The sequence below is a fragment of the Nitratireductor indicus C115 genome (genome assembly GCF_000300515.1).
GTDB classification, from domain to species: Bacteria; Pseudomonadota; Alphaproteobacteria; order Rhizobiales; family Rhizobiaceae; genus Nitratireductor; species Nitratireductor indicus.
On sequence record NZ_AMSI01000003.1, the window covers coordinates 191,752 to 218,452 of the forward strand.

25 protein-coding genes and 1 tRNA gene are annotated in these 26,701 nt (G+C 59.2%); 15 read left to right on the plus strand and 11 right to left on the minus strand.

The genetic code is table 11. The annotated features are described in order from the left end of the window. The first annotated feature begins 311 nt into the window (after positions 1–311). From NA8A_RS05630 to NA8A_RS05665, 8 genes are all read left to right on the plus strand, one after another. Entirely contained in the window at positions 312–2,666 is a 2,355-nt protein-coding gene (locus NA8A_RS05630; RefSeq protein ID WP_009449674.1) for a bifunctional DNA primase/polymerase, read from the plus strand. A 383-nt stretch (positions 2,667–3,049) separates the two neighbouring features. Beyond that, positions 3,050–3,475 (plus strand): hypothetical protein, encoded by a 426-nt coding sequence (locus NA8A_RS05635; RefSeq protein ID WP_240532741.1) that lies wholly within the window; start codon positions 3,050–3,052, stop codon positions 3,473–3,475. Next, positions 3,475–3,675, plus strand: a complete 201-nt coding sequence (locus tag NA8A_RS05640) for a hypothetical protein (RefSeq protein WP_009449676.1) — start codon at positions 3,475–3,477, stop codon at positions 3,673–3,675. Before NA8A_RS05635 ends, NA8A_RS05640 begins: the two co-directional genes overlap by 1 nt. Beyond that, on the plus strand, positions 3,672–5,189 hold the full coding sequence (locus tag NA8A_RS05645) for a hypothetical protein (RefSeq protein ID WP_009449677.1): 1,518 nt from the start codon (positions 3,672–3,674) through the stop codon (positions 5,187–5,189). The genes NA8A_RS05640 and NA8A_RS05645 overlap by 4 nt, the downstream gene beginning before the upstream one ends. Positions 5,190–5,236: 47 nt before the next feature. Next, the gene (locus tag NA8A_RS25060) at positions 5,237–5,737 is read left to right on the plus strand and encodes a hypothetical protein (protein ID WP_143087882.1); all 501 of its coding nucleotides are present in this window, start codon (positions 5,237–5,239) and stop codon (positions 5,735–5,737) included. Continuing rightward, the gene (locus NA8A_RS05655) at positions 5,734–6,177 is read left to right on the plus strand and encodes a hypothetical protein (RefSeq protein ID WP_009449679.1); all 444 of its coding nucleotides are present in this window, start codon (positions 5,734–5,736) and stop codon (positions 6,175–6,177) included. Before NA8A_RS25060 ends, NA8A_RS05655 begins: the two co-directional genes overlap by 4 nt. Before the next feature lie 151 nt (positions 6,178–6,328). Next, positions 6,329–6,526, plus strand: a complete 198-nt coding sequence (locus tag NA8A_RS05660) for a hypothetical protein (protein ID WP_009449680.1) — start codon at positions 6,329–6,331, stop codon at positions 6,524–6,526. Positions 6,527–7,054: 528 nt separating this feature from the next. After that, complete coding sequence (locus tag NA8A_RS05665) at positions 7,055–7,468, plus strand: hypothetical protein (RefSeq protein WP_009449681.1); 414 nt, start codon at positions 7,055–7,057, stop codon at positions 7,466–7,468. A gap of 178 nt (positions 7,469–7,646) precedes the next feature. On the opposite strand, the gene NA8A_RS05670 is transcribed toward NA8A_RS05665, so the two are convergent. Then, positions 7,647–7,723: transfer RNA gene (locus NA8A_RS05670), tRNA-Ile, on the minus strand. A gap of 118 nt (positions 7,724–7,841) precedes the next feature. On the opposite strand from NA8A_RS05670, the gene NA8A_RS05675 reads away from it, so the two are divergent. Then, entirely contained in the window at positions 7,842–8,561 is a 720-nt protein-coding gene (locus NA8A_RS05675; RefSeq protein ID WP_009449682.1) for an SIMPL domain-containing protein, read from the plus strand. Positions 8,562–8,684: 123 nt separating this feature from the next. Here NA8A_RS05675 and NA8A_RS05680 read toward each other — a convergent pair whose 3' ends face one another. From NA8A_RS05680 to NA8A_RS05690, 3 genes are all read right to left on the minus strand, one after another. Beyond that, entirely contained in the window at positions 8,685–9,098 is a 414-nt protein-coding gene (locus NA8A_RS05680; RefSeq protein ID WP_009449683.1) for a hypothetical protein, read from the minus strand. A gap of 96 nt (positions 9,099–9,194) precedes the next feature. Continuing rightward, on the minus strand, positions 9,195–9,608 hold the full coding sequence (locus NA8A_RS05685) for a ketosteroid isomerase-related protein (protein WP_009449684.1): 414 nt from the start codon (positions 9,606–9,608) through the stop codon (positions 9,195–9,197). A gap of 66 nt (positions 9,609–9,674) precedes the next feature. Further along, positions 9,675–10,121 (minus strand): YcgN family cysteine cluster protein, encoded by a 447-nt coding sequence (locus tag NA8A_RS05690; protein ID WP_009449685.1) that lies wholly within the window; start codon positions 10,119–10,121, stop codon positions 9,675–9,677. A 193-nt stretch (positions 10,122–10,314) separates the two neighbouring features. Here NA8A_RS05690 and NA8A_RS05695 point away from each other — a divergent pair, with 193 nt between their 5' ends. Further along, positions 10,315–12,345, plus strand: coding sequence for an OmpA family protein (locus NA8A_RS05695; RefSeq protein WP_009449686.1), 2,031 nt, complete (start codon positions 10,315–10,317; stop codon positions 12,343–12,345). 268 nt (positions 12,346–12,613) lie between these two features. Here the strand turns inward: NA8A_RS05695 and NA8A_RS05700 are convergent, their stop codons facing one another. Next, the gene (locus NA8A_RS05700; RefSeq protein ID WP_009449687.1) at positions 12,614–13,306 is read right to left on the minus strand and encodes an orotate phosphoribosyltransferase; all 693 of its coding nucleotides are present in this window, start codon (positions 13,304–13,306) and stop codon (positions 12,614–12,616) included. Between the two features lie 339 nt (positions 13,307–13,645). On the opposite strand from NA8A_RS05700, the gene NA8A_RS05705 reads away from it, so the two are divergent. The 3 genes from NA8A_RS05705 to NA8A_RS05715 all read left to right on the plus strand — a co-directional run bounded on the left by NA8A_RS05705 (position 13,646) and on the right by NA8A_RS05715 (position 15,784). Then, a complete protein-coding gene (locus NA8A_RS05705) occupies positions 13,646–14,035 on the plus strand; it encodes a YciI family protein (RefSeq protein ID WP_040671951.1) in 390 nt (129 codons plus the stop codon). Next, positions 14,032–15,282: an RNA polymerase sigma factor gene (locus NA8A_RS05710; protein ID WP_009449689.1), complete on the plus strand. Its 1,251-nt coding sequence runs from the start codon at positions 14,032–14,034 to the stop codon at positions 15,280–15,282. The genes NA8A_RS05705 and NA8A_RS05710 overlap by 4 nt, the downstream gene beginning before the upstream one ends. Before the next feature lie 85 nt (positions 15,283–15,367). Then, the gene (locus NA8A_RS05715) at positions 15,368–15,784 is read left to right on the plus strand and encodes a VOC family protein (RefSeq protein ID WP_009449690.1); all 417 of its coding nucleotides are present in this window, start codon (positions 15,368–15,370) and stop codon (positions 15,782–15,784) included. A 22-nt stretch (positions 15,785–15,806) separates the two neighbouring features. Here the strand turns inward: NA8A_RS05715 and NA8A_RS05720 are convergent, their stop codons facing one another. From NA8A_RS05720 to dnaG, 5 genes are all read right to left on the minus strand, one after another. Continuing rightward, positions 15,807–16,508, minus strand: a complete 702-nt coding sequence (locus NA8A_RS05720; protein WP_009449691.1) for a DUF599 domain-containing protein — start codon at positions 16,506–16,508, stop codon at positions 15,807–15,809. A gap of 51 nt (positions 16,509–16,559) precedes the next feature. Beyond that, positions 16,560–16,853: an HlyU family transcriptional regulator gene (locus NA8A_RS05725; protein WP_040671953.1), complete on the minus strand. Its 294-nt coding sequence runs from the start codon at positions 16,851–16,853 to the stop codon at positions 16,560–16,562. 190 nt (positions 16,854–17,043) lie between these two features. After that, positions 17,044–17,463 carry a secondary thiamine-phosphate synthase enzyme YjbQ gene (locus tag NA8A_RS05730; protein ID WP_009449693.1) on the minus strand — a complete coding sequence of 140 codons (420 nt, stop codon included), beginning with the start codon at positions 17,461–17,463 and terminating at the stop codon, positions 17,044–17,046. Positions 17,464–17,585: 122 nt separating this feature from the next. Then, the gene (gene rpoD, locus NA8A_RS05735; protein ID WP_009449694.1) at positions 17,586–19,589 is read right to left on the minus strand and encodes an RNA polymerase sigma factor RpoD; all 2,004 of its coding nucleotides are present in this window, start codon (positions 19,587–19,589) and stop codon (positions 17,586–17,588) included. A 369-nt stretch (positions 19,590–19,958) separates the two neighbouring features. Further along, positions 19,959–21,893 carry a DNA primase gene (gene dnaG, locus NA8A_RS05740; protein WP_009449695.1) on the minus strand — a complete coding sequence of 645 codons (1,935 nt, stop codon included), beginning with the start codon at positions 21,891–21,893 and terminating at the stop codon, positions 19,959–19,961. 252 nt (positions 21,894–22,145) lie between these two features. Here dnaG and NA8A_RS05745 point away from each other — a divergent pair, with 252 nt between their 5' ends. After that, a complete protein-coding gene (locus NA8A_RS05745; protein WP_040671876.1) occupies positions 22,146–24,518 on the plus strand; it encodes an EAL domain-containing protein in 2,373 nt (790 codons plus the stop codon). A 148-nt stretch (positions 24,519–24,666) separates the two neighbouring features. Here the strand turns inward: NA8A_RS05745 and NA8A_RS05750 are convergent, their stop codons facing one another. Next, complete coding sequence (locus NA8A_RS05750) at positions 24,667–25,116, minus strand: GatB/YqeY domain-containing protein (protein WP_009449697.1); 450 nt, start codon at positions 25,114–25,116, stop codon at positions 24,667–24,669. A 376-nt stretch (positions 25,117–25,492) separates the two neighbouring features. On the opposite strand from NA8A_RS05750, the gene carA reads away from it, so the two are divergent. Continuing rightward, the gene (gene carA, locus NA8A_RS05755; RefSeq protein WP_009449698.1) at positions 25,493–26,689 is read left to right on the plus strand and encodes a glutamine-hydrolyzing carbamoyl-phosphate synthase small subunit; all 1,197 of its coding nucleotides are present in this window, start codon (positions 25,493–25,495) and stop codon (positions 26,687–26,689) included. Positions 26,690–26,701: the final 12 nt, after the last annotated feature.

Consider the following 26,701-nt stretch of genomic DNA (forward strand, 5'->3'; position numbering starts at 1 on the left):
AAAAATAATACAATCTCCAGTGATTGTCAAATTTTCGAGATCACAATTGGCCGGACGAACGCCGTCGCGGATGACGTGGTTCGACATTTGGTCGCGGCGGGCGTCAAGTTCTATCGGCGAAAACAAGATGATCGGCTAACTGCCCCGATTTCAGGCGGTCGCACCGTCGCAGCGACGAACGCCGTTATCCTTCGGGCGGTCGAGCAACGGTGCGAGTTTATCAAAAACGGCAGGCGGGTCGATGCTCCTGCCGCGCTGGTCACGGCAATACGAATCTCCCCGGTGTGGCCGGATTATCGGGAGGTGCGTCGATGAGCGCGCTTCAAACCGCCAAAGAGCTTGCTGAAGAAGGCTGGCCTATTCTCGCGGCGAACAGCAACAAAATTCCACTCCACAGATGGGGAGAGACGCAACTCACTGCGGAAGATATCGCCCGATATTTCTCCGATACTTCGAATATGGTCGGCATCATCACCGGTCAGCGATCCGGGATATTCGTCATCGACCCGGACGAGAAGGACGGGAAAGGCGGTATTGCCACGTTTCTAGCGGCTGGAAACGTTCCGGCGACTTTCACGGTCGAAACCCGTTCCGGTGGGCGTCACTATTATTTCCGCCATCCGGGGGCAGGAACGTCAATCGTTACAAAGTCCGACATCCTCCCCGGCGTGGACGTGCGAGGGGATGGCGGTTATGTCGTGGCGCCCGGTAATGACGGTTATCGGGTTATAGATCGCCGCCCGATTGCCGACGCGCCGGAATGGCTCCTAAGGCTTGTCGCCAAGCAGGGGCTGCCCGGCGTTGAAACAATCCCGGAACCGATTAACCCACTCACGACTGAAGAACACGCGAAAGCGCTACGACGTGCTGAAATCTACCTCAGTAACCTCGATGCGAACTGTGACCGGGATAAATGGCTTTCCGCATTGATGGCCGTTCACGCGATGACGCATGGAAGTGCTGAAGGCTTCGAAGTCGCTGACCGATGGAGCGCCACCGGGGGTGAACGCTACAAGGGCTCCAAGGACGTTGCGCGACGATGGCGGTCCTTCACGTTTGATCGTACCGGCGGGATTGGTGAAGGCACGTTGCGTCACCTGACCCGGGGAACCAATGCCGCGCTCGAAATCGCGTTTCCCGATATTCCTGTGGGTAATTTTTTGCCGATAGCGTCAGAGGCACCAAGGGAACGCCCGAAGGTTTATCTATCAGTCGAACTGCACGAGGTCGCTGACATTACGGAAGCAGCGCTGATTGCAGACGGAACGCCTTTCTACCAGCGGGGAGGAACCCTTCGGCAGCCGGTCCAAACCGACGCCGGGATGATCCTTTCCGAAGTTGAGGCGCGGACTGTTCAAGATAAGATGTCGCGGGCGGCACGCTTCATCGTTGTTTCGGATGATAAGAAAACGGGCAAGCCTGTCGAGTCACAGGTCAAGCCCCCTTTGGAAATCGCGTCAATTATAATGTCGCGAAACGCCGAGTGGAAATTCCCCGTAGTCAACGGCATTATTTCCGCGCCGACCATGCGACCCGATGGCAGCCTGATCCTGCGATCCGGCTTCGATGCTGCAACGGGCCTTATCGTTTCCGAGTCGATTGATCTGCCCGTTATCTCGGAAACGCCGACACGGGATGAGGCGCTGACAGCCTTGCAGCTTATTCGCGACCTGTTCAATGAGTCCCCGTTCAAGGATGAAGCGTCACGAACCGTTGCCGTGTCGGCTGTCATGACGGCAGTGCTCCGTGGTGCGCTGGATCGTGCGCCGCTTCACGCTTTTTCAGCGCCAGAGGCCGGAACTGGTAAGTCGTTTGCTTGCGATATTGCCGCTGCCGTCATCTATGGCTCCGATTCAATGCGCTCAATCTCGATGGGATCACGTCACGAAGAATTTGAAAAACGACTCGTGACGGAAATCATGGCGGGTCAGCCCACGATCTTGATTGATAACGTCAACAGGGCGATGGGCGGCGAGTTCTTCTGCCAAGCCATTGAACGACCTGAAGTGTCTATGCGCGTTCTTGGTAAATCGGAAAGTCGGACAGCGCGGAACACCCACACGCTATTTGCCACCGGGAACAATCTCCGAGTTCTTGATGACGTGGTGCGGCGTACCGTCCGGGCGCAACTCGATGCTGGAATGGAATCTCCGTGGCGTCGAAAGTTCACCGGCAACCCCATTGCCACCGTCCGCGCCGACCGTGGGCGTTATCTCGCTGCGGTTTTCACTATCGCCAGAGCGTATGCGGCAGCCGGTGAGCCTGTCGTTGCCGACTCGTTTGGTTCATTCGGTGAGTGGTCGCGGCGGGTCCGTCAGCCGTTGATTTGGCTCGGAATGGCCGATCCGTTGCTCACGCAAGATGAGTTAAAAAGCGATGATGACGCTCGCGACGTGCTGGCGATAGTACTGGCAAATTGGCCTACCGGGCAGATTTATACCGCCCGCGAACTTGTCAGTGAGGCCAATTCGGTAAGCACGGAATTTACGGCGGCGCTTCAACAGGTCCCCGCAGGGTCCCCGCAAGGGTCCCCGCTTGACGTTCAAAAACTGGGCACTTGGCTCAAAAATAACGCCGGTAAAATTATCGACGGGCGTAAAATTGTCTTCGAGAAAGACAGTCACACGAAGACTAATAAATACCGCGTGGAATTAGCTGGATTTTAGCGGGGACCTGCGGGGACCTTGCGGAGGCTTGTTTTTCCGGTCCCCGCATAATTGTTCTTTATTTTACAAGGTGTTGCGACGCTTTGCGGGGACTGCGGGGACCCTTTTACATTTTAAGTGTTTTTCATTCATATCTATACCCTCCCTCATGGTGTGCTGGAATCCCAACAGCCGGGAACTCCACAAAGCTCCCCGCACCCGCCCGCAACTGGTAATTGGCAGGTCGAAACGCCCGCTCTTCGCATCCTCCGGTCCCTTAACATTTTTCACTCACAACACCGATCAGCGGCTTACAACCGCGTGGTTATATGACTTAACCTTCTCAATACATTGAATCATATGCTATTCAAGAGGAAATGAAAGCTACAAATGAGCTACATTTAATGAATTTGACGACGAAAAATACCCTCAGTTCCGCCCCCGGTATGCCTGGGCTACCGGGCATGAACGTGCCAACCGCAACGCCGAAGCGGGCCGATACGAAGAAAGCGCGACTTTTGTCGCTTGACGATTTGGACAAACGCACCGCAGCAGCGCGCTATGCGTTCGACCTTCGTGATAGTGTCATCGCCGATCTGGGCGGTGAAGGCTCTCTCAGCGCCATTAAACTGGAAATGGCGTCATCGCTCGCCGTCATGTCCGCAATGATTTCCGACGCGTCGGCTCGGTTCCTGCGCGGCGAACAGATCGATCCGGGCAGCGTGGCGACTCTTGTCAATTCACGCAACCGCACCGCGCAACTTCTCGGCATGGATCGTGTGATGAAGGATGCGAACGATCTTGATGCGTACATCGCAGGGAGGGCGTGATGGTGGCTGATCCCTATGCCCTCGCTGTGTTGCGCCAGACCGCAGACGAACTGTTGCAGGACGGTAAGATGAGCCGCCTCGCGACGTTCACAACGCGTCTGTTCATCGAAGAGATGGAACGCACCGCCGAACGTACGAACTATGAGCGCCGGTTTGCATTCGTCGCGCGTGGCCTTGAAGCCGTGGAGGCCGGGCGATGATTGGTCTGTCCAAGAAACTCACCATCCGTGAAGCCCTGCACGAACCGAAGCTGCTTGGTCATGCGCTGCCGGGTGACTCATGGCTCCCGTGGCGCACGATGCTTGTTGCGATCATGGGCGAGGAACTGACGGACGATGAACGCGCGATCTATCGCCAGTTTACCGGACGTGACGCCGAACCGGGCTTTATCCCTGCCGAGTTCTTCGCGGTAGCTGGTCGTCGCAGCGGAAAGACTCGGGCCGCTGGCACCCTTGCGGCGTTCGTGGGCACCTGTGTGGACCATTCCGCGTACCTCTCCAGTTCCGAACGTGCCACGATCCCCGTTATGGCCGTTTCGACCGTACAGGCACAGAAAGCGTTCAGCGCCTGTATGCTGCTGGAAGATAGCCCGATCCTGTCCAAGCAGATCGATACGTCGAACAGCGAAACCATCCGCCTCAAGACCCGCTGCGATATTGAGGTCCGCCCCGGTAATCAAAAGACCATTCGCGGCATCACTAGCCCGCTGGCTATCGCGGATGAGATTGCCCACTTCTACACCGAGGGCGTATTGACCGATGCGGGGCTGCTGGACGCTGTGCGGCCATCTCTCCAGTCCGGTAAGCACCACGGCCCGCTTGTGGCTATCTCCAGCCCATGGGGGCCGAAGGGCGAGCTATACGATGCGTTTGCCAAGCATCACGGCCCGAACGGTGATGCTGATATTGTGGTGGCGAAGGGTTCGTCGCTGGAATGGAACAGCACGCTTGATCCTAAGACCGTGCAGCGCGCTATGGAGCGTGACGCCGCGATGGCTGACGCAGAATGGAACGGCAATTTCCTCGCTTCAGTGCTGAATATTTTCACAATCGACGGCCTGAACGCCATCACCGATATTGGCGTGACGGAGCGTGAGCCGATCCCAGGCATTCGATACGCAGCCTATGCAGACCCGAGCGGCGGCACCGGACTGGACGGCTTCACGCTCACTATCGCGCACATGGAAGATGGCGTTGTGGTTTTGGATTTGATCCGTGAGACCCTCGCGCCGTTTAATCCTGAGCAGATCGTGGAAGCCTACGCAGCCGACTTGAAGCGCTACGGCGTGCGCACAATCCAAACGGATCGATACGCTTCGGCATGGAACAGCACATCGTGGGTGCGACACGGCATCGCGCACCGCCCGAGCACAAAAACTGCGTCGGAATTGTTCGCCGCGCTCCTGCCGGTTGTGAATGCTCAGAATATTCGGCTCTTGGACGATGAGAAGCTGCGTCGGCAGGCGCTAGGGCTGGAACGTCGCATTTCATCTGGTGGGAAACAGCAGATCGGACACGGCAGAAGCATTCACGCGCATGATGACATTGTGAACGCCGTTGCGGGTGTCTCGTATGCGCTGACGAAGCCCGCCGCCCATCCGAAATTCGCACTCGCAGCACCCGCATTCAGCCTCAATGGTGGCGAGTTTTCAATGACTTACGCCGATCACAGCGCGCATGATCCTGCAAGTTTTGGAGCGTCGCGGAGCCGTTAGCGCAGGGGCTATGCAATATACCGAATCGCGTGATAATACTTCAAATCATGAGTAAGACAAAAGAAAAATTATCCGCATCCGAAGAGCTTGAGCGCTTAAACGCATTTCACGCGGAACAGGTCCGTGCATTGTCTCCTCTTGTCGAAGAAGAACGGCAGGCGGAACTTGAGAGAAAGCGCGTTGAAGAGGAAAAGAAGCTCGAAGGCCGCAAGGTCGAGTGTCAGGAACTGGCAAAACATCTTATCGATGTAAGCGAAAAACTTGACAAGGCGGTCGATGCGACACGTCGGGCGCTGCTGGAGCGCCGGGAAATTTATCGGGAAATTGCTGAAAAATCCCGACCGTTCCGGGAATTTCCCCATCTTGGCACGGTCGATACTCGCAGTGCTTACTACGAAACGAACCTTCGAAGCGGACTCAATGCCAACGGAATGTTGAAGGCCTGTCGAATCGACCATCATTCGGACGGCACTCCGTTTTTGTCGCAGGACGTTCGCACGCTTCATCGCTGGCTTTCGCCGGAAGATATTAAGCGAGCGAAGGCATGAACGACCTCGACCGCTTCACCTCATCCGAAATTCATAAATTTGGCCTGACGTCCGGCCTGCTCGCAGCCGTTCGACTCGGTCATGTCGGCGGAACTTCCACGGCGGCGGACGGCTCGATGCTGGATGTTGCCGGACGGCTCGACAGCACCAAGGCCAAGCCCGTCGAGAAATCACATGCTCGCGGTCCGAACATCATTGACGGTGCCGCAACTATGAAAAAAGCCCGCGAATTGGGCATTGGAAAAAAGGAAGAAACTTCGATGACTTATGACGAACTTGTAAAGTCTTATAGCGAGAAATGGGACGTCACCGAACAGGAGGCGGCTATCCGACTGCTTAAACAGCGGCCCGATCTGATGGCGAAATCTTACGAGTCTGAGGAAAGCGCCTACCGGCAGCGTCTCGAAGAGAAGCACGCGACAATGTATCCGAACGGTTGACAAGTGGTTGGTCGAACCGGTTTGCGTGGCGGTTTTCTCCCACCGTCCGCCGGTTCGCCCCTCAGCAGCCGCAACTTTGCCCGGAGTTGCGGAAAACAACGCCCCGAGTTGTCCGATCTCGGGGCGTTTTGCGTTGTGAGGATTTTTGAAAATGGCAAAGACGAGACGCGATGAGGATTTGCTGACGCCCGCGCAGAAGCGATTGGCCCGGCGGCTTGCTAGCGAAGGCTACGAACTTTGCGCAATTGCTGATCGCTATGGCTTGACCGAGTCCGCGCTTGATGAGGTGTTAAACTCAATCGTCGCGACGGATTGGGCTAAGCGCTTCCGTGAGCTTTCGCGGGACTAGAAATTTGGTTCCCTTCGAATCGCCGGAGCGTTTTCAGGGGACGGATTCTCCGATCCGGCGAGTTTTCTAAGATGGCTTTCGATCAACGACAAATAAGCAACGTACCCGCAGATTAGTACTGCAGTGAGCGCTCCAACGACAAATCCGATTGATGCTCCGAAGCCTGATAAGGCCCGATAGCCGAAATACGTAAAGCCGAGTACTACGACTATCGCGATTGCGATGTTGAGCGCCGAAAGTGCGTCCGCGAGAATCCGGTTCAATGTACATCCTCCCCTATGAAGGTACGCAGATCAGCATAAGGGCAGCGTGCATTCAAGGATCGCCAACCCAAGCGAGCGTTGCATTGATCTGAACGCGGGCGTCGATCATCATCGAACTACTGACTCAAATAGCTCACCTGATCGCCGTCGAGATCGATGACGAAGAAGAATAGTTGCTTGACGGCCCACTCGTCGTAGTGCGCAATGCCGCGTTATCTCGGTAGTTACTGCGCGGTAGCATAGCTTGCGGATTTAAGAGGTCTTCATGAACCCCAGAGATGAATTCTTAGGGTGCTTTTCTATAGCAGGGTTCGCTTGGGTGGTCGCCGCTTTGTTCATGTTTGTGTTCCCGGCGCTTCCCGGTCATTTTTGGGATTACGGGATTAAGCACCACCTTGACAACGTTGTCGCGGTGGCTCTGTCCTCCGGCTTTTTCTCATTTGGCGCGTTTGTTCTTGGGGGGCTTATTTTCAGCGCTCTTTGCGGCGTGGTTTTTGGATACCTGTCGTCATTCGTGCCAGTGAGGATCAGGGACTTTGTGTCAGCGAACTTCCCTCCACGCAGCCCTCTTGGCTTGTTCGTCACGTTGGTCCTAGTCGTTGCATTTTTGATCGGTGTGGTGGCTTCTACATATCTGCTGGCCTTAATGGCCCTCTTGACAGGTTCCGCCCTGATTTAACCAGCGGGCCATCTGCCCAAGCGCACGACGCTGTCATTTTGCAGAGTGAATCTGCCGCTGGCAACGAAACACTGTGAGCTACAAAGCTACAACGTTCAGTCTTGTAGCTCAAAATGTAGCTCAATTTTCCACAACAAAACCGGGATGAAATCTAAAATATTGTTTTTATTAGATTTTCTGGTGGGCCCGGAGGGACTCGAACCCCCAACCAAGCGGTTATGAGCCGCCGGCTCTAACCAATTGAGCTACAGGCCCGGTGGGCGATGGATTAGTTGCTTTTTCGCTGCGGCACAAGAGACCTTGCCGCAATCGCCCCACAATCCCCTAATAGAGGCACTGAATTCTGCTGGAATTCTGCAATGAGGAGTTTTCAATGACCAGATCCATGCTTTTCGCCGTTCCGGCGCTTGCCGCATCGCTTATGGCTGCATCACCCGTTTTCGCAGAGGACAGAATGCCCCAGATCATCGTTACCGGCGAAGGCGAAGCCGCAGTCGCCCCCGACATGGCCATCCTCACCCTGTCGGTTCTTCGCGACGGCGAAACAGCCAGGATCGCGCTCGACGCGAACAACAAAGCCATGGGCTCCGTCATCGCAGCCATGAAGGACGGAGGCATCGAGGCCCGCGACCTGCAGACCGGCGGTCTGTCCATCAACCCACGTTACGTCTATCCGGACAAGAACAACGACGAAAAGGCCCCGCGCATCGTTGGATATGACGTTACCAACACACTTACCGTTCGCATCCGCGACATGGAAAAAGTGGGCGACTTGATCGACAAATCCGTAACGCTCGGCGTCAACCAGGGCGGCGGCATCGTCTTCACCAACAACGATCCGTCAAAAACCCTCACCGAAGCACGCAAGCGCGCAGTTGCCGATGCCCGCGCCAAGGCCGAAACCCTCGCGGAAGCAGCCGGAGTGAAGCTCGGCAAGGTGACGGAGATTTCCGAGCAGTCCTTCCGTCCCCAGCCCATGCCCGTGAGCGGCCGCATGATGCGGATAGAAGCGTCAGCCGATTCTGTTCCCGTCGAGGCGGGCGAAAACAGCTACAAGGTCCAGGTCAACGTCACCTTCGAGCTCGATCAATAACGAATAGGTGCGCAGGCCGCCCCAGGCAGCCTGCGCCTGCAAAAAAGCCGCCGGAAAATCCGGCGGCTTTTTTCGTTGAGTTGTTTCACCGTTGCGGAGAAACAGCCTCCTCCACAAGACAGATCAGCGATACATCGGGCATCCGGGCGCACGTCCGAAAACGAACTGCGCACGATGGTGGTTGACCCGGCCCGAAACACGGATCGTGCGGCGGTTCACATCGACGATGCGGGCGCGGCGCATACCGTAGCGTTCAGCCTTGCGCATGGCGTCGTTCGGAGTGCAGGCACGCGCCTGCTGCCAGCCATGACGACGCCCCCTGTCCCGGTCGAAACGACCATTGTCGTGGCGGCCCCGGTCATAGCGGTCGTTACGATCGCTGCGGTGACCGCTGGCGGCAGGCGGCCTCATCTGGGAAGACGTGCCGATACCCAGACCGAAATAGAGATTGTCGGCCTGCGCTGCGCCAGGAGCGGCTGCCAGCGCACCCAGTCCGATGAGAACCGATAAGCCAGCCATCTTGATTTTCTTGAACATGATGCTCTCCTCGAGTGGGCAGGAACGCTTCCTGCAATGGACGCACTTTCTCATTCCCATCCTGAACCGTTCGGGAATGATCCGTTCATGCGCCATTCACTCCCCGCCAAGGGCTGAAAGCCAGGTCACCGGATTTCGATAAGCGGAAATCCGCGAAATCCGCCCTTCATCGATTTCGAAGAAAAAGCCGGCCGGCACGGCGTAACTCTGGCCCCGAGCTTCCGGCAGACCATCCGCCGATGTCGTATAGACACCACGAACCGTGCATTCGGCAGCGGCCCGAACGCCCCCCTCCTCAGCCATCACCGCAATATCGGCCAGGGTTTCGTCGAAATGGCGTCCCGCCAGCCCGAGGCGCCAGCGTAGCTTTTCCTTGCCGATCTCACGTTCCGCATCGAAGGGATCATGCGCCACATCCTCGCTCACCAGATCCAGCATGCCGGCATGATCGGCCGCATTGAAAGCCTCCAGATAGCGCAGCACCAGCGCACGGGTTTCCTGTTCCGACATGATAGCTCCTCGACAGAATGTTATATGAAGCCTGATGGCCCTCCTGAGGAGAAGCCCGGAAGCCTCTCAAGGTTCCTCTTCCAATATATATGGGAAATAAGCTTCCGGTTCGTCGAGTTCATCCTCAAGAGCCTCGACACGGCCCCGGATCGAAATACCCGCCTCATGCACCGTCATTGGGTCGCCCGAAACGAGTGGGTGCCACCAATAGAGGTCTTCCCCTTCCGCAATAAGCCGATAGGCGCAGGTCGCTGGCAGCCAGCTTATAGTCTTCACGTTGTCCGGCGTCAGGCGAACGCAATCGGCCACTTTCGCAAAGCGGTTTTCATAATCATGGCAACGGCAGGCTTCCGCATCGAACAGGCGGCAGCCGACGCTCGTCCAGTAAATCTCGCCGCTATCCTCATCCTCGAGCTTGGCAAGGCAGCATTTTCCGCAGCCGTCGCAAAGGGATTCCCATTGCTCCGGCGACATCTGAGAAAGAGGGGTCGTTTTCCAGAAAGCTTCGCTCATGAGCGGTTGTTTCGCGCGCGCGGAGCCAGTCGTCAAGCGCCCCTCGACGCATTCGCGCCATTCCCCTGCCACGTCTTCGCCACGGTTCCACACGCACAGGTATCGATCAGCTCTCATTTGTCGCGATACCGGAACCTTGCGCCATCTCGCCTGTTTAGTCCGCGATGGGACACCCCCGATCAAGGAGAGTTTAATGAACACGCGAAAGCGCATCATGTCGAAAACGGCCCTTGGCCTTCTTCTGGCTGCAGCACCGCTTGCAATGTCTGCTGCGCCTTCCATGGCGCAAAAGGCAGGCATCATCCTGGCTCAGGCTGAAAAGCCGGAAGGGATGAGCGAAGAGGCTTGGCGCGCCCTGTTGAAGAAGCGGCAGGATAAGGGTGAGCAGCGCGAAGAAGCTCCCGGTCGGGAACGCGGTGAAAAAAGGGGTGAACCGAAGGCCCCAGAAACCCCGCCCGCCCCTGAAGCCAAACCCGAGGCAAAGAAGCCCGCGTCGGCAGAGGAACGCCCGGCCAAGCCTAAAGTGAAGCCGGAAAAGCCTGAAGTGAGGGAAGAGACGCCTCCGGCCGCGCCCGCCGAACCAGCCAAGCCTGCAACGCCTGAGCCTGCCCCCAAGGCTGAGGAAAAGCCTGCGCAACCCGAAGGGGCAACGCCCGCACAACCGGCAGAGCCAGCTCCTCGCGCGCAGCAGCGCCGCGAGCGTCCCCGGAGCGAGGAATCCAACCGCAGACCGGAAGCCAGCCAGCCGTCAGAGAACGAAAAGCGCTCCGGCGCACAGGAAGCACCTGCTCCTGAAGCAGAACAGCCGGCACGCAAAGAGGCCTCCCCCGAACCGAAGCAGGAACCGCGCGAAGCAACCAAGCCCCGCGTACCGAGAAAGCCTGTGCCTGCCGAACAGCCCGCAAAACCGGAGACTCCGGCAGAAAGCAGCACACCTGAAGCACCCACGCCGGCACCCCCTGCTCCCGATGCGGGGAATACCCCCGTACCGGCTCCTTCTCCGCGCTCGGAAGGCGCGCCGCAGGAACCCAAAATGGAACAGCCTGCCGATGCGGGTCAGCAAGTCCTGCCTGAAAATGCCGCCCCTGTCCTCGACAGTCAGAAGAAGGGCGACGGAGGCGAAAACGCCGAAGTCCCTGCATCCAACGGAACACCAGAGGCTGCCCCCTCTTCGGCCGGCAAGAAGGCTGCAACCCCGCCTCCTGCCAACGATGCGGAGGCGCAGACAGAAACCATCAATGTCGAGACGTTGCGCAACGAGATTCAGGGCATCCTGAAGGATCAGGGCCAACGGATCGACATGGGACGCACGCGCGAAGAGCGTCGCGAACGACGCCGCGAGATGCGCCAGCGTCCCGAGGGAACGGAGGTTGTGAAGCAGTTCAACGATAACCGCACGATCATCGAGATCAACAACCAGATCTTTGTCGAAAGCCCGGACAGCGACCGCCTCATCCGCGACAGGGATGAGGTCTATTATGAGGAGCTGCCGCGCGGCCGTGTGCGCGAGGTCGTCACACGCCCCAATGGGGTGAAGCTCATCACGGTGCGAAACCGCTATGGCGACGTGATCCGCCGCGTCCGTGTGACACCCGAAGGTCGTGAACAGGTTCTCGTCTTCGTTCCAGATGAGCGTCTGGACCGAGGCGATCGCTGGCGCGATCCGGCAGAAGATCTGCCGCCGCTGCGCCTGACCATTCCCGTCAGCGACTATATTCTGGAAGCCGAACGGGTCGAGGATCCCAACATCTACTACACGTTCCTTGAGAAGCCGCCCGTCGAAACCGTGCAGCGCATCTATTCGCTGGAGGAGGTGAAGCGTTCGGCCCGCGTGCGTGACATGGTGCGTCGCGTGGATCTCGACACCATCGAATTCGCCTTCGGCTCGGCGGATATCGACGAAAGCGAGATCGATGAGCTGGAGGCCATCGCCACGGCCATCGAGCGGATGCTGAAAGACAATCCGGCTGAAACCTTCCTGATCGAAGGTCACACGGATGCGGTCGGCTCCGATCTTTCGAACCTCGCGCTTTCCGATCGCCGCGCGGAATCGGTGGCCCGTGCCCTCACCGATGTTTTCGGCATCCCGCCGGAAAATCTCGTTACCCAGGGCTACGGTGAGCGCTACCTGAAGATCGACACCCAGGAACGCGAACGGCAGAACCGTCGCGTGGCTCTGCGCCGCATCACGCCACTTGTCGCCCCGGTGGCGAGCGCTAACTAAAGGCTTTTGCTGCCGGAAAACAGCGGTCTGAAACCAGCGAACGATCGCACTGCGATCCACACTGCAAAAGCCGGCATGTTCAAGACCGGCGAGAAGCTCTCTTCCATTTTGAGAGAGCTAAAAAAGATCGGCTCCGACCTTCCCGAAAGGCTGGAGCCGATCCCGACCTGAAACTTCCGCTGCGTACCCGCGTCAAAGGGAAAAGCGGAAGGAGCCCGACCGGACGTTCCCTCCTCCGGTCGGGTCTCTTTATATCTGGCGCCGCTCGTCAGCCGAGCGAGGAAATCCCGCCATTCACCCCCGACCATTCGAGCGGCGAGTTGAGAAATTTCTCGACTTCCGAGAGCGTCTTCTCGTCGAAGAGCTTTTCCTTGCGGGCAACGCCGAGCACATCCCACCAGGTGGTGAGATAGTGAAGACGCATGCCCGCATCCTCGAGGCGCTTCGGCGTTTCGGGGAAGATGTCGTAGTAGAAAACGGCGAACGTATCGGTGACTTCGGCCCCTGCACGGCGGATCGCCTCGGCGAACTTCAGCTTGGAGCCACCGTCGGTCGTCAGATCCTCGACCAGAAGCAGGCGCGCGCCTTCCTTCAGATTGCCTTCGATCTGGGCATCGCGGCCGAAGCCCTTCGGCTTCTTGCGGACATAAAGCATCGGCAGGGCCAGCCGATCGGACAACCAGGCGGCAAACGGGATGCCGGCAGTCTCACCGCCAGCCACCGCATCGAACTTCTCGAAACCCGCATCGCGCAGCACCACCGAGGCGGCGAAATCGATCACGCCTGAACGGATGCGCGGATAGGAGATCAACTTGCGGCAATCTATGTAAACGGGGCTCGCAAGCCCCGAAGTGAAAGTATATGGCTCGTCGGCGCGAAAGTGCACCGCTTTGATTTCGAGCAGCATCTTGGCCACGGTTTCGGCGATCAACGCGCGGTCGGGAAAGGTGTTGGCGAACATGGCTGGCCCTCGGTTTCTGACGCGGCTTCCAGCTATCAGGATTGCGCGCCAGGAGAAAGTTTTCTGCGAAATATTCCGGTGGATGGCGCTTAGCGCACCGACCCGAAAACCGAAGCCGGTTTTCGGCAAGCGCGATGCTTCGGCCTAAACACCCTCGGCACCCATGCGGCTCAAAAGGACCCAGTAGAACTTTTGGCCCCGGCTGAAAACACCCGAAACGAAGAAAACCGGCAAAACACCGCCGTGACGCACTCTTTTTGGCTGATCGGGAAAAAATCTCGACGCGGCATGTCGGATTGCGGCAAGCTCGCACGTCTTGAAGCAAGGAAAGGAACCGGAATGCTCTACGCCATCCTCTGCTACCACGATGAAGACGTCGTCATGTCCTGGACGAAGGAAGAAGACGATGCCGTTCTGGCCAAGCGCCACAAGGTCCAGCAGGAGCTTGTCGACAAGGGGCGGATGGGCCCTGCCCTGCGCCTGCTTCCCACCTCCGCCGCCACCACGATCCGAAATTCCGGCGACGAGCAGCTCGTGCTCGACGGGCCGTTCGCCGAGACCAAGGAACAGTTGCTCGGTTTCTATGTGGTCGATTGCGAAAGCCTTGAAGAGGTCATCGACTTCGCCAAGCGCATGAAGGAAGGGGAAAACACCTGCACCTTCGAAATTCGCCCGATGAGCATTTTCCAGACGGGTAATCTGAGTGGAAAGGAAACGCTCGCATCATGACGGAACTGGCCTGGATCGAGAATGCACTGACGGGCGCGCGACCGCAGGCGGTTGCAGCACTTCTGCGCTATTTCCGCGATCTCGACCGGGCTGAGGAGGCGTTTCAGGAAGCCTGCCTCAGGGCCATGAAGAGCTGGCCTGTCAACGGTCCGCCGCGAGACCCGGCCGCCTGGCTGATTTTTGTTGGCCGCAACGCCACACTCGACCATCTGCGCCGCGACAGCCGCAACACCGCCCTGCCCGACGAGGAACGCATCTCCGATCTGGAAGACGTGGAAGCCGATATGGCAGAGCGGCTCGACGATGCGCATTACCGGGACGACATTCTGCGCCTCATGTTCGTCTGCTGCCATCCCGACCTGCCGGCCACCCAGCAGGTGGCGCTTGCCCTGCGGATCGTCTCCGGCCTCTCGGTGCGGGAAATCGCGAGCGCCTTTCTCGTCAATGAGAAAGCCATGGAGCAGAGAATTACCCGGGCCAAGCGGCGGGTTTCGCAGGCCAACATACCCTTCGCGGCACCGGATGCTGCAGAACGGGCAACACGCCTCGGAGCCGTTGCCGCCATGCTCTATCTGGTTTTCAACGAAGGATACTCGGCCTCCGGCGGCGCGGATATGGTTCGCGCCTCGCTTTGCGAGGAGGCAATCCGCCTTGCCCGCCTCTTGCTGCGCCTTTTTCCCGCCGAACCGGAGATCATGGGCCTTCTGGCCCTGATGCTTCTCCAGCATGCCCGTTCAAAAGCACGTGTCGACGCCGAGGGTAACGCCGTCCTTCTCGACGACCAGGACCGCAATCTCTGGAACCGGTCGCAGATCGACGAGGGGCTGGCGCTGGTGGAGAAAGCCCTGCGTCACAGGGCGCCGGGCGTCTATCAGGTACAGGCGGCAATAGCCGCGCTTCACGCGCGCGCGGCGAAGCCGGAAGACACGGATTGGGAGGAGATCGACCTTCTCTACCAGATGCTGGAACGTCTCCAGCCCTCGCCCGTGATCACATTGAACCGCTCGGTCGCTATTTCAAAGATGAACGGCGCGCAGAGCGCACTCGACCTGATCGCGCCACTTGCCGAACGCCTTTCGGGATACTTCTACTATCACGGCGTGCGCGGTGCTTATCTGAGCGAGCTTGGCCGTGCCGGCGAAGCCCGCGAAGCCTTCGGCCGCGCCATCGCTTTAGCGCGTACTCCGGCCGAGGCCGCCCACATTCGCCAGCATCTGGACAAGCTGTCAAAAAAAAATTCCGCCTGAATTGCATCGGCGCTGTCGGATTGGCCCGCGCCCATTCGTCCTCCTGACAAGGCCCGCCATTGGTGCCTTTCAAGAAGAGAAGACAATGTCGCAAATGCAAGCAGACACACTGGAAATGCCGCAGGTCAAAGGCGGCGTGGTTCCCTATCTCATGGTCGACGGCGCCTCCCGCGCCGCGCGGTTCTACGAGGAAGCGTTCGGCGCGCGCGAAGTGTTTCGTCAGCCTGAAGACGATCAGGGGCGCACCATGCACATCCACCTCTATATCCACGAAGCATCTATCATGCTTTGCGATCCCTATCCCGAATACGGTCAACCTGCTGTTACCCCGCAGGGCTTCACCCTGACCCTCACGCTCGGCGAAGAGGTCGACAGCTGGTGGGCCCGCGCCATCGGCGCTGGCGTCGAAGTGCTGGTTCCGTTGGAAAAAGCCTTCTGGGGAGACCGTTATGGCGAAGTCCGCGATCCGTTCGGGTTTCGCTGGGCTTTCGTCGGAAAATAAGGCTTTACGGCGCGCCCTCGTCTCAGGGCGCGTCGTAGGTCTTGAGGCCGGCAGCAAGGTCGCGCGCAGCGGAAAAGAACTCGCGGTAAAGGATCGAGGCGAAGACCGCGACAGAAACACCTATGGCTGCCCAGATGGACACAAACCACGCGATCATGCCGATCGCGAAATAATAGGTGCGGATCCCCTTGTTGAAGTTGCGCGCGGCAATCGTGTTGATGCTTGCCATCACCCGGACTTCCTCCGGATCGCCCTCGCCCGTTTGATCAGCGGCTCCAAGCAGGATGCAGAAATGGTTGAACTGGCGCAGCGACAGCGTGAACGCCATGAAGCCCATCAGAAACATGATGAGGAACATGACCAGATGCCGCTCGATGGCCGTCTTGGTGATATCCGAATCCGGTTGCATCAGAGACACCGCCTCATGAACCGCATCGATCTGGCCGAACACCGCAATGACCGCCAAAATGATCAGCACTGTGGTCGAGGCAAAAAACGACACCGCACTCATCAGATTGCCCGAAAGGATCGCGTCGAGCGGCGTATCGCGCCGCACCGCATTGCGCACCCAGCGCTTGCGTTGCTCCGCCATGATGGTTGAAAGCGATGGCCGCCGCTTTTCCAGCCAGGTGGCGAACATGGTGTAGAAGCCCCAGCAAAAGAGCGGAAACAGGGAAGCGGCCAGGGTAAGAATGGTCTTTCCTTTCAGGCTTTCGATTGACACCCAATCAAAGCAAAGGCGGGCCGGAACGCCCGCACAAGCAGGTGTGCAGATTTACCGGAAGATCGCTTCGCCCTGTTCATCGATCACCTGGCGACCTTTCCGGATCGAATGTTCGACGGCAAGGTCGGCGCTCGGAAACCGGTCGGCCCGCACAAGCCGATGTTCCTTGACCACGCCATCGACTTCCTTGGTGATCATCGCGCAGGTCTGGTACTGTCCGCCTTCGGAGAAGGGCGTCGGTTGGATGGTGAACCCCTTGTGTTCCACGGCTGCGCCGGCAGGTGTGTCCGCGCCCGCCGTCGCACCCGTTTCACCGCCGCCGAAAAGGCGCTTCAGAAATGACATGCCCATACTCCCGTTTCTGTCTGATGCATTCTAAAACATGTCTCCCGGCCGAGGAAACCGGTTCCAGGATAAAGATCGCGCATCGCCCGAACATCCATTGCCTGCCCATTCGGAAGTACAAAGGATGCTCCATCCCTTGTTTTCCCAACTTATGCGAATGTCAGGCGTAACCGCCCGGGCGCAAAATGCCCTAGCCGATATGCAGAACCACCTCGCGCCGGTGCGGATTGGCTCGATGCTCGAAGAGATAAAGGCCCTGCCAGGTGCCAAGCATCACTTGCCCATCCGACACGGGAATCCCGATGGATGTCTGGGTCAGGGCAGACTTGATGTGAGCGGGCATGTCATCCGGCCCCTCATGGCGATGCACCACCCATCCCATGGACGGGTCGTCCGACGGCGGCACAAGACGGTGAAAGAACGCGCTCAAATCGCGCTGAACGTCCACGTCCGCATTTTCCTGGATCATCAGCGAACAGGATGTATGCCGCACAAAGACCGTCAGAAGCCCGGTTTCCACGCAGCTCTCGTCCACGAAGCGCCGCACACGCTCGGTGAATTCGTAAAGTCCGGCCCCGGATGTGGAAATGCGGATAATTGTCTGTCGCATGTTTTTCTGGAACATCGGAAGGTCGGTTCGTCAAGCGGTGGCAATTCCGGAAATGAAAAACCGGGCGCATGCGCCCGGCTTCCAATGACACTTCTCTGGCCAAACGGCCGTCTACTCCGGTCTCAGCTATCGAGGAAGCTGCGCAGCTTGCGCGAACGGCTCGGATGCTTGAGCTTCCTGAGCGCCTTGGCCTCGATCTGGCGAATACGCTCACGCGTAACCGAGAACTGCTGGCCGACTTCCTCCAGCGTGTGGTCGGTGTTCATGCCGATGCCGAAACGCATGCGCAGCACACGCTCTTCACGCGGCGTCAGCGAGGCGAGAACCCGCGTCGTGGTCTCGCGCAGATTGGCCTGAATGGCCGCATCGATCGGCAGAACCGCGCCCTTGTCCTCAATGAAATCGCCCAGATGCGAATCCTCCTCGTCGCCCACCGGCGTTTCGAGCGAGATCGGCTCCTTGGCAATCTTCAGCACCTTGCGCACTTTCTCAAGCGGCATGGCGAGTTTCTCGGCCAGCTCCTCAGGGGTCGGCTCACGACCGATCTCATGCAGCATCTGGCGCGAGGTGCGCACGATCTTGTTGATCGTCTCGATCATGTGCACCGGAATGCGGATCGTGCGGGCCTGGTCGGCGATCGAACGGGTGATCGCCTGCCTGATCCACCATGTCGCATAGGTGGAGAACTTGTAGCCGCGGCGATACTCGAACTTGTCCACCGCCTTCATCAGACCAATGTTGCCTTCCTGGATCAGATCCAGGAACTGCAGGCCACGGTTCGTGTATTTCTTGGCGATGGAGATCACGAGGCGCAGATTGGCCTCCACCATCTCCTTCTTGGCGATGGCGGCTTCGCGCTCGCCCTTCTGCACCTGATTCACGATGCGACGGAATTCGCCGATGGAAATGGCTGTTTCCTGCGCAAGATTCTGAATCTCTGAGCGCAGATCGTCGATGGCTTTCGGCTCGTTCTGCGTAAACTCCCTCCACCCCTTCGAAGAAAGCGTGGCGATGCGTTCGGCCCAGTTGGGATCGAGTTCGGAGCCCTGATATTCCTTCAGGAAGTCCTCGCGCTTCACACCATAGCTCTCGGCCAGGCGCAGCAGGCGTCCCTCGTTCTGCACGAGGCGCTTGTTGATGTCGTAAAGCTGCTCGACCAGCGTCTCGATACGGGCATTGTTGAGCGACAGCGATTTCACCGAGGTGATGAGCTCGCTCTTCAGCTGCTTGTAGCGGCGCTCCTGGCTGGCCGAAAGGCTGTCGCCATCGGCCAGGCTGGATTCGACTTCCTGATCCTGCAGCTTGCGCAGCTTCTTGTAGGTGTCGGCGATGAAGTCCAGCGTTTCCATGACGCCGGGCTTGAGCTCGGCTTCCATCGCTGCCAGCGACAGATTGGCCTCGTCCTCCTCATCGTCCTCTTCCTCAGGGCGGCTCTCGCCGCCGACATCGGTAATATCGTCCTCACCGCGGCCACGCTTCGGCTTTTCCGCCGCCTGCTTGTCTTCCTCGTCGGGACGCTGCACGACCGGGGCCTGCTTGGCCTCCGGGCCGGCATAGGTGGCCTCGAGGTCGATGATCTCACGCAGGAGAATCTTGCCTTCGTTCAACTCGTCACGCCAGATGATCAACGCCTGGAAGGTCAGCGGGCTTTCGCAAAGCCCCGCAATCATCGTCTCGCGACCGGCCTCGATGCGTTTCGCGATGGCGATTTCGCCCTCACGCGACAACAGCTCCACCGATCCCATCTCGCGCAGATACATACGCACGGGATCATCGGTGCGGTCCGTCGGCTCCTTTTTGGCGGCGGTAGCAACCGCAGTACCGGCTGAAGGCGCGAGTTCGTTGCTTTCCTCGCTCTCCTCGTTGGACGAATCGTTGTCCTCGACTTCCTCATCGTCCTCCACGACGTTGATGCCCATGTCGGAGAGCATCGCCATCGTGTCTTCGATCTGCTCGGAGCTGACCTCGCCGGAGGGAAGGACAGCATTAAGCTCGTCCATCGTGACATAGCCGCGCTTCTTTGCGGCCTTGATCATTTTCTTGACTGCGTCGTCGGAAAGGTCGAGCAGCGGGCCATCGGACCCTTCGCGTTCGTTCTCGACCTCTTCCTTCTCTTTTGTCGCCATGCTGTGTCTTCTCCAACCGAGCGGGGGTCCTGCTTTCCCCCGTCGCCGTCGCTGCGCCGTAACGCAACGACATCCTGCATTCTGATTCGTGATTTATCGTTGGCCGCGTTAAAGCCCGATTAACCCTGATGCCTGGCTTGATGCCTGGACGGACTCCCTGTGACGTCGAATTCCGCTATTTTGCTTCTGCCCTGCCGCGCCGCACATCATGAAGTGGCGCAATTTCTCGAATCGATCCTGATTCCGTTAATCCGTCCGCAGGTCAAGACGCAGTGCCATGATTCGTGGCAAAAAAGCGAATCAGAAGCCAAATAAGCCCCTTTGACCACTCTTCAAGCCCTCAGCCCGGCATTCGAACCTTCGTTCCTGTCAGGAGCGATTCGCGCGTCCGGAAAGGAGGCCAAAGCCTTCGATCAGCGCTTCGGTCGCCTGCAGGTTGCTCAGCTCCGCCTGGATTTCAACCAGGTGCCGCGCATCCTCTTCGTTCCAATCCGTCGCAAGCGCCAGTTCGGCCGCTTTCAGTTCCTTATGTAGAGAGCTTGCGCGCCGGTGCAAGTGCAGCGTCTGGGCGAAGGCTTCCCGCGCATCCTCCAGCGCCGCCGTTTCCAGTGCGGGCCACTGATAGGCGGACTTCACACGCGCCTCGGCCTGCTTCCATATCGCCGTCAGGCCCGCCGCTTCGATGGCGGAAAGAAGCAAGGCCCGATCGTGCGTCGGATTATGCGCCACCGCATCGAACACGGCGGAACGCAAGCGACCGAGATCGCCGCTCGTCACCTCCATCTGCTCGACCGCATCGAAATAGGCGTCGATGAGCTCCGGGTGGTTGACGAGGGACACCATCAGCGTCGCCTCGCGCAATGGCATGGATTGGGCGGTGCTGCGCACCAATGCGGAACGGGCAAGGCTTTCCGACACCGCAAGCCGCCCGGAGGCGCCGCCGGGCCGACCGCCACCGCCGCCGCGTCCGCCACGCCCACCCTGCCGGTCGAAACCACCCTGACCGCGCCGCGGCGCCTCATTGCCGAAGAAGGCACGCGCCCGTTCGCGCATGTCTTGCGCATAATGCCGGCGCAGATTCTCATCGGCGATCCGCGCCGTGAGCGACTGAAGGTTCTTCTCCAGCTCGGCCCGGCGCTCCGGCGTATCGAACATCTTGCCCGTGGTCTCCCGCATCCACAGGACATCAGCGAGAGGACGGGCGCTCGACAGCGCCGACGCAAAGGCATCCGGCCCGCTTTCACGCACGATGTCGTCGGGGTCTTTTCCTTCAGGCAGGAGCGCAAAGCGCAGGCTGCGCCCCGGCTGCACGAGGGGCAGTGCCAGATCGGCTGCCCGCCAGGCCGCTTTCAATCCCGCATCATCACCGTCGAAGCACAAAACCGGCTCACCGGTCATGCGCCACAGAAGATCGAGCTGGTTTTCGGTCAGCGCGGTGCCGAGCGGCGCCACGGCGTTTTCGAACCCCGCCTGCGCAAGACCGATCACGTCCATATACCCTTCGACCGCGATCACTGTCTCGCCCTTGGCGGCGGCCCGGCGCGCCTGCGCCAGATTGTAGAGCACATTGCCCTTGTGAAAGAGCTCCGTGTCCGGAGAGTTCAGATATTTCGCAGGGACATCCGAAGACAAGGCGCGCCCGCCGAAGGCGATCACGCGCCCGCGTGCATCCTCGATGGGAAACATTACCCGGTCCCGGAAGCGATCATAGGACACGGGAATGTCGGGACCGAACACGACGAGGCCGCAGGCTTCGATCTGATCTTTCGAAGCCCCCTTGCCTGCCAGATATTCCTTGAGCGCATTGCGGCTGGATGGCGCATAGCCAAGCCGGAAAGACTGTTGTGTCGCGCTCGAAAGCCCGCGTCCGCGCAGATAGGCCCGCGCTGCCGCGCCGGCCTGCGCCTGAAGAGATTCCTCGAAGAAGCGAGCTGCCATATCCATGACATCGGTCAGCGACGCACGCTTTTTCTCCCGTTGTTCCGCCTGCGGGTCGCGTTCGGGCATCGCCACGCCGGCCATATCGGCCACCCGTTCGACGGCCTCGGGAAAGCTGATCCCGTCGAGCTCGGAGAGAAACTTGAAATGATCGCCAGAAACGCCGCACCCGAAGCAATGGTAGCGGCCCTTGCGGTCCTCGCAGTGAAAGCTCGGCGATTTCTCGCCGTGAAACGGGCAACAAGCCCAGTAGTCGCCACGCGATGCATTTGTCTTGCGCCGGTCGAATGTCACACGCGAACCGACGACCTGCGAAATGGGAACGCGATCGCGAAGTTCGTCGAGGAATGAGTTCGAAAAGCGCATGGTTCTGGCGGCCGGAAGAGTGCAGGACCATCATATAAGCATGCGCGTCCCAGGAAGCGAATCGAGGCAGCACTTCTGCACGTAATTCACAACATGCGCCAATTGGCCGTCATACAACTTAACCGATTGTTCAAATCTGACGTGCTACCGCATCAGAATTGAGGGCAAGTATCAAGTATCGGGCAAATTTCAGTCCTTGGCGTAAAGGCAATAAATCGACGCAAGGACGACCAGTCAGCGCGGTGGGGCAAAGTGCTTACAGTCTACAATTGCATTGTTAACGACCACAATTTAACCTTGGTCTTACTTGCTGGGGTGATCGGGGCGATCGCCTCCTTTGCAGCAGTCAACATCCTCCAGCATATGCGCAAGGCCCGCGGGCAGATGCGGCTCGTCTGGACGCTGGTTTCAGCGCTTTCCTTCGGTTTCGGCGTCTGGGCCACGCACTTCGTGGCCATGTTGTCGTTCTCACCCGGCATTCCCAACGCATATGACATGCCGATCACCTTGCTTTCGCTGGTGATTGCGGTGGTCGTCACGGGTATCGGCATTGCCGTCGCCGCCACGCGTCAGAAGACCGATCACCATCTGGTGGGTGGCGCCATCGTCGGTGCCGGCGTGGCAGCGATGCATTTTACCGGGATGATGGCGTTTCAGGTGGAAGGCCGCATCGTATGGGACAAGGCGCTCGTCACATCCTCGGTGATCTTCGGTGTATTTCTGGGTGCTGCCGCCATCCGCATTGCCATGCGCCGCACCTCGGGCATGAACAATGTCATCGGCACGATCCTCCTGACCCTCGCCATCTGCACGATGCATTTCACGGCAATGGGCGCGGTGTCGATCTATCCCGACCCGGCCATGGTGATCGCCCCCTCCTCCGTGCCGTCCAACTGGCTTGCCACAGCCGTGGCGCTCGCCGCCTTCACCATCCTCATGCTGACCGGGCTTGCGCTGTGGGTCGACATCCGCGACGCACAGCGCGCCAAGCTTGAGGAGCGGCGGATGAATGGTTTGGCCAATGCAGCGCTCGAAGGGCTGATCGTTTGCGACGACACCACCATCGTCACCGCCAACAAGAGCCTCTGCCGCCTGAGCGGCCGTACGTTGGGTGACATGATCGGCAGCGATTTCACCGAACTGTTCAGCGCCATCAATCCCTCATCCGGTCTTTCCGCCAACGCGGATCCGATCTGGGAAAGCAACCTCATCCATGTTGACGGTTCCCGCTCTCCGGTCGAGCTTCTGACCCGCGTCGTCGACTATGGCGGCAAGCCCCATACGGTGATTGCAGTTCGCGACATTCGCGAGCGCAAGAAAGCCGAGGCCGACATTCACCGCCTCGCAATGCACGATACGCTCACGGGCCTGCCCAACCGCCGCTCCTTCACCACCCGACTTGAACAGGAGATGGCGGCACTCGCCGAAGACAAATCCATCGCACTGCTGTGCCTCGATCTCGATCGCTTCAAGGAAGTGAACGATCTGTTCGGCCACGCCGCCGGCGATGCCATGCTCCAGAAGGTTGCCGAATGCGCCGGCAGCGTCCTGCGCGAGGGGCAGGTTCTGGCGCGCCTGGGCGGCGACGAATTCGCCGTCATTGCACCGGATCTTTCGGACCCTGAGGAAGCTGCCGATCTCGCTCAGGACATTCTCGATGCCTTCCGCAAGGAAAACGAGCGCGCGACCAGCGACGGCCTCATGTCCTCGAGCATCGGCATCGCGCTCTATCCCGCGGACGCCCAGGATCAGGAAAACCTCATCAGCCATGCCGACACGGCGCTCTACCGCGCAAAATCCGAAGGGCGCGACACATATCGCTTCTATGAGCACGCCATGGGCCAGGAAGCGCGTTCGCGCCGCATCATGGAACACGAACTGCGCCATGCCGTTTCGCGCAAGGAATTCCGCCTCGTCTACCAGCCGCAGAAGCGCCTCGATACGGGCGAGGTGGTGGGATACGAGGCACTGCTGCGCTGGAAGCACCCCGAACGCGGCAATGTTTCCCCGGCGATTTTCGTTCCCGTTGCCGAGGAAAGCGGTGCGATCGTTCCCATCGGCGAGTGGGTACTGGAAGACGCTTGCCGCACGGCCGCCAGCTGGGCGCCCCACCTGACCATCGCCGTGAACGTCTCGGCCGTGCAGCTCCACAGCCCGAACTTCACCCAGACCGTGCATCGCATTCTGCTTGAGACGGGGCTTTCGCCGCGCCGCCTCGAAATCGAGATCACCGAAACCGCTCTGGTGCGCGACATGCATCGTGCACTGACGACACTGCGCCAATTGAAGTCGCTCGGCGTGCGCGTGGCCATGGACGATTTCGGCACCGGGTATTCCTCCCTGTCGAACCTGCGCGCCTTCCCCTTCGACAAGATCAAGATCGACGGGTCTTTCATTCGTCAGGTCGACACGAACGAACAGTCCGCCACCATCGTGAAGGCCGTTCTCGGTATTGGTCGTGGGCTCGGCCTGCCAGTTCTGGCCGAAGGGGTGGAAACCTCGGGCGAAGCCAGCTTCCTGAGCCGCGAGCTCTGTCAGATCGGCCAGGGCTACTACCTGGGACGCCCCTCCTCCATCGAGGACATTGAGGGCGACAAGGAAGACAGTTCCGCCAACGCCGCCTGAACGCCCGGCGCGCAGTCCAGCACAAGACGGGGCAGAGCAAGACGGGCACAACAAAACGGGGCTTCCTTCGCAGGAAGCCCCGTTTTGTTTTGACAAGCCGGATATGCGGCAGGAAGAACGTCCTGCTTCGTCAAGAGCGCAGAAAACCCTAGCGCAACATGTTCTTGACGATGCCGCTCGCCTTGCCGAAATCCATGCGGCCGGAGAACTTCTCCTTGAGGATATTCATACAGCGCCCCATGTCGCGCAGGCCATCCGCACCGATTTCCTGCACCACCTCGGCACACACCTTCTTCACGTCATCCTCGCACATCTGCTTGGGCAAGAATTCCTTGATGATGGCGATTTCCTCGCGCTCCTGCTCGGCGAGTTCGAGGCGGTTGCCCTCCTCGAATGCCTTTGCCGATTCCGCGCGCTGTTTGGCCATTTTTGCCAGGATCAGCAGGATATCCTCGTCGCTGACGGGATCTTTGCCCGCACCGCGATTGGCGATATCGCGATCCTTGATCGCAGTCTGAATCAGTCGAAGCGTCGATATACGACGTTTGTCTTTCTGTTTTACGGCGTCATTTAACGCCTTTGCGAACATCTCGCGCATTACCTTAGTCTCCCGTACAGGGGGCAACATAGCGCCGGTCAATTTTGGAAGCAAGCACAGGGAAACCCATAAGTCACTGTAAATATTAGAATAAATATTTTACAGCAGACTGATTTACCCAATAGCCATTGCCGACCGCCCACGCCCCGAACGGACAATTGCGGTCCTTTCCGGGGCAGTAACGGAACCGCGCCGCACCCCTTGGCACATTCGATGCGCCATATGGCGTAGGTGGAGGAAGCTTTCAAGCCCCTTGCGCTCGGCGGGAAAAAGTGACAACCGGAAGGCGACAAGCATCACGTACCGAAGATGGCCACGAGCGCAGCCGCCTCGACGCGACCGCGCGCCCGGCTACACGAAGGATGGAGACAATCCGATGGCAAGCACCGCCCCCTGGAGCGAAACCCGGCCGACCGCGTTGATCGTGCTCGCCGACGGAACGGTGATTGAGGGCCGAGGCCTCGGCGCAGGCGGACAGGCTGTCGGCGAACTCTGCTTCAACACCGCGCTTACAGGATATGAGGAAATCCTCACCGACCCCTCCTATGCCGGGCAGATTGTCACCTTCACCTTCCCGCATATCGGCAATGTCGGCGCCAATGACGAAGACATCGAGGACCTGCACCCCGCAGCCCGCGCCGGAGCGGTGGGGGCCGTGTTCCGCGCGGATATCTCAAACCCTTCGAATTACCGCTCCGCATCCCATTTCGACGAATGGCTGAAGCGCCGGGGTATTGTCGCGATTGCCGGCGTCGATACGCGCGCCCTTACTGCTTTGCTGCGCGAAAAAGGCGCGGCAAATGCCGTGATCGCCCACAATCCCGACGGTGTGTTCGATGTTGATGCCCTCAAGGCAAAGGCCCGCGAATGGTCCGGCCTTGTCGACCTCGACCTTGCGAAGGAGGTGACCTCCGGTCAGTCCCAGACCTGGACCGAAACACCCTGGGTATGGGATGAAGGCTATGGCAATCAGGACGAACCCACCACACATATCGTGGCGGTGGACTATGGTGCCAAGCGCAATATCCTGCGGCTGCTGGCCGGCCTCGGCGCCAAGGTCACCATCGTGCCTGCGAAGACGAGCGCAGATGATATTCTCGCCCTTCGCCCGGACGGAATTTTCCTGTCGAACGGCCCTGGCGACCCCGCCGCTACCGCCGAATATGCGGTTCCCATGATCCAGCAGCTTCTCAAGACGGAGATTCCGCTCTTTGGCATCTGCCTCGGACACCAGATGCTGGCGCTGGCGCTGGGCGCCAAGACGGTGAAGATGCATCAAGGCCACCATGGCGCGAACCACCCGGTAAAGGATTTCACCACAGGCAAGGTGGAAATCGTATCCATGAACCACGGTTTCGCGGTGGATGGCGATACCCTGCCCCAAGGCGTCGAGGAGACCCATGTCTCGCTGTTCGACGGTTCGAACTGCGGCCTGACCATTACCGGCCGGCCTGTCTTTTCGGTCCAGCATCACCCCGAGGCTTCGCCTGGCCCGCAGGATTCGCACTATCTCTTCCGGCGCTTCGCCAACCTCATCCGTAGCCGCCGCGGCGAGCCCGCCTTGGCTGAGTGAGAGCAAAAAAGC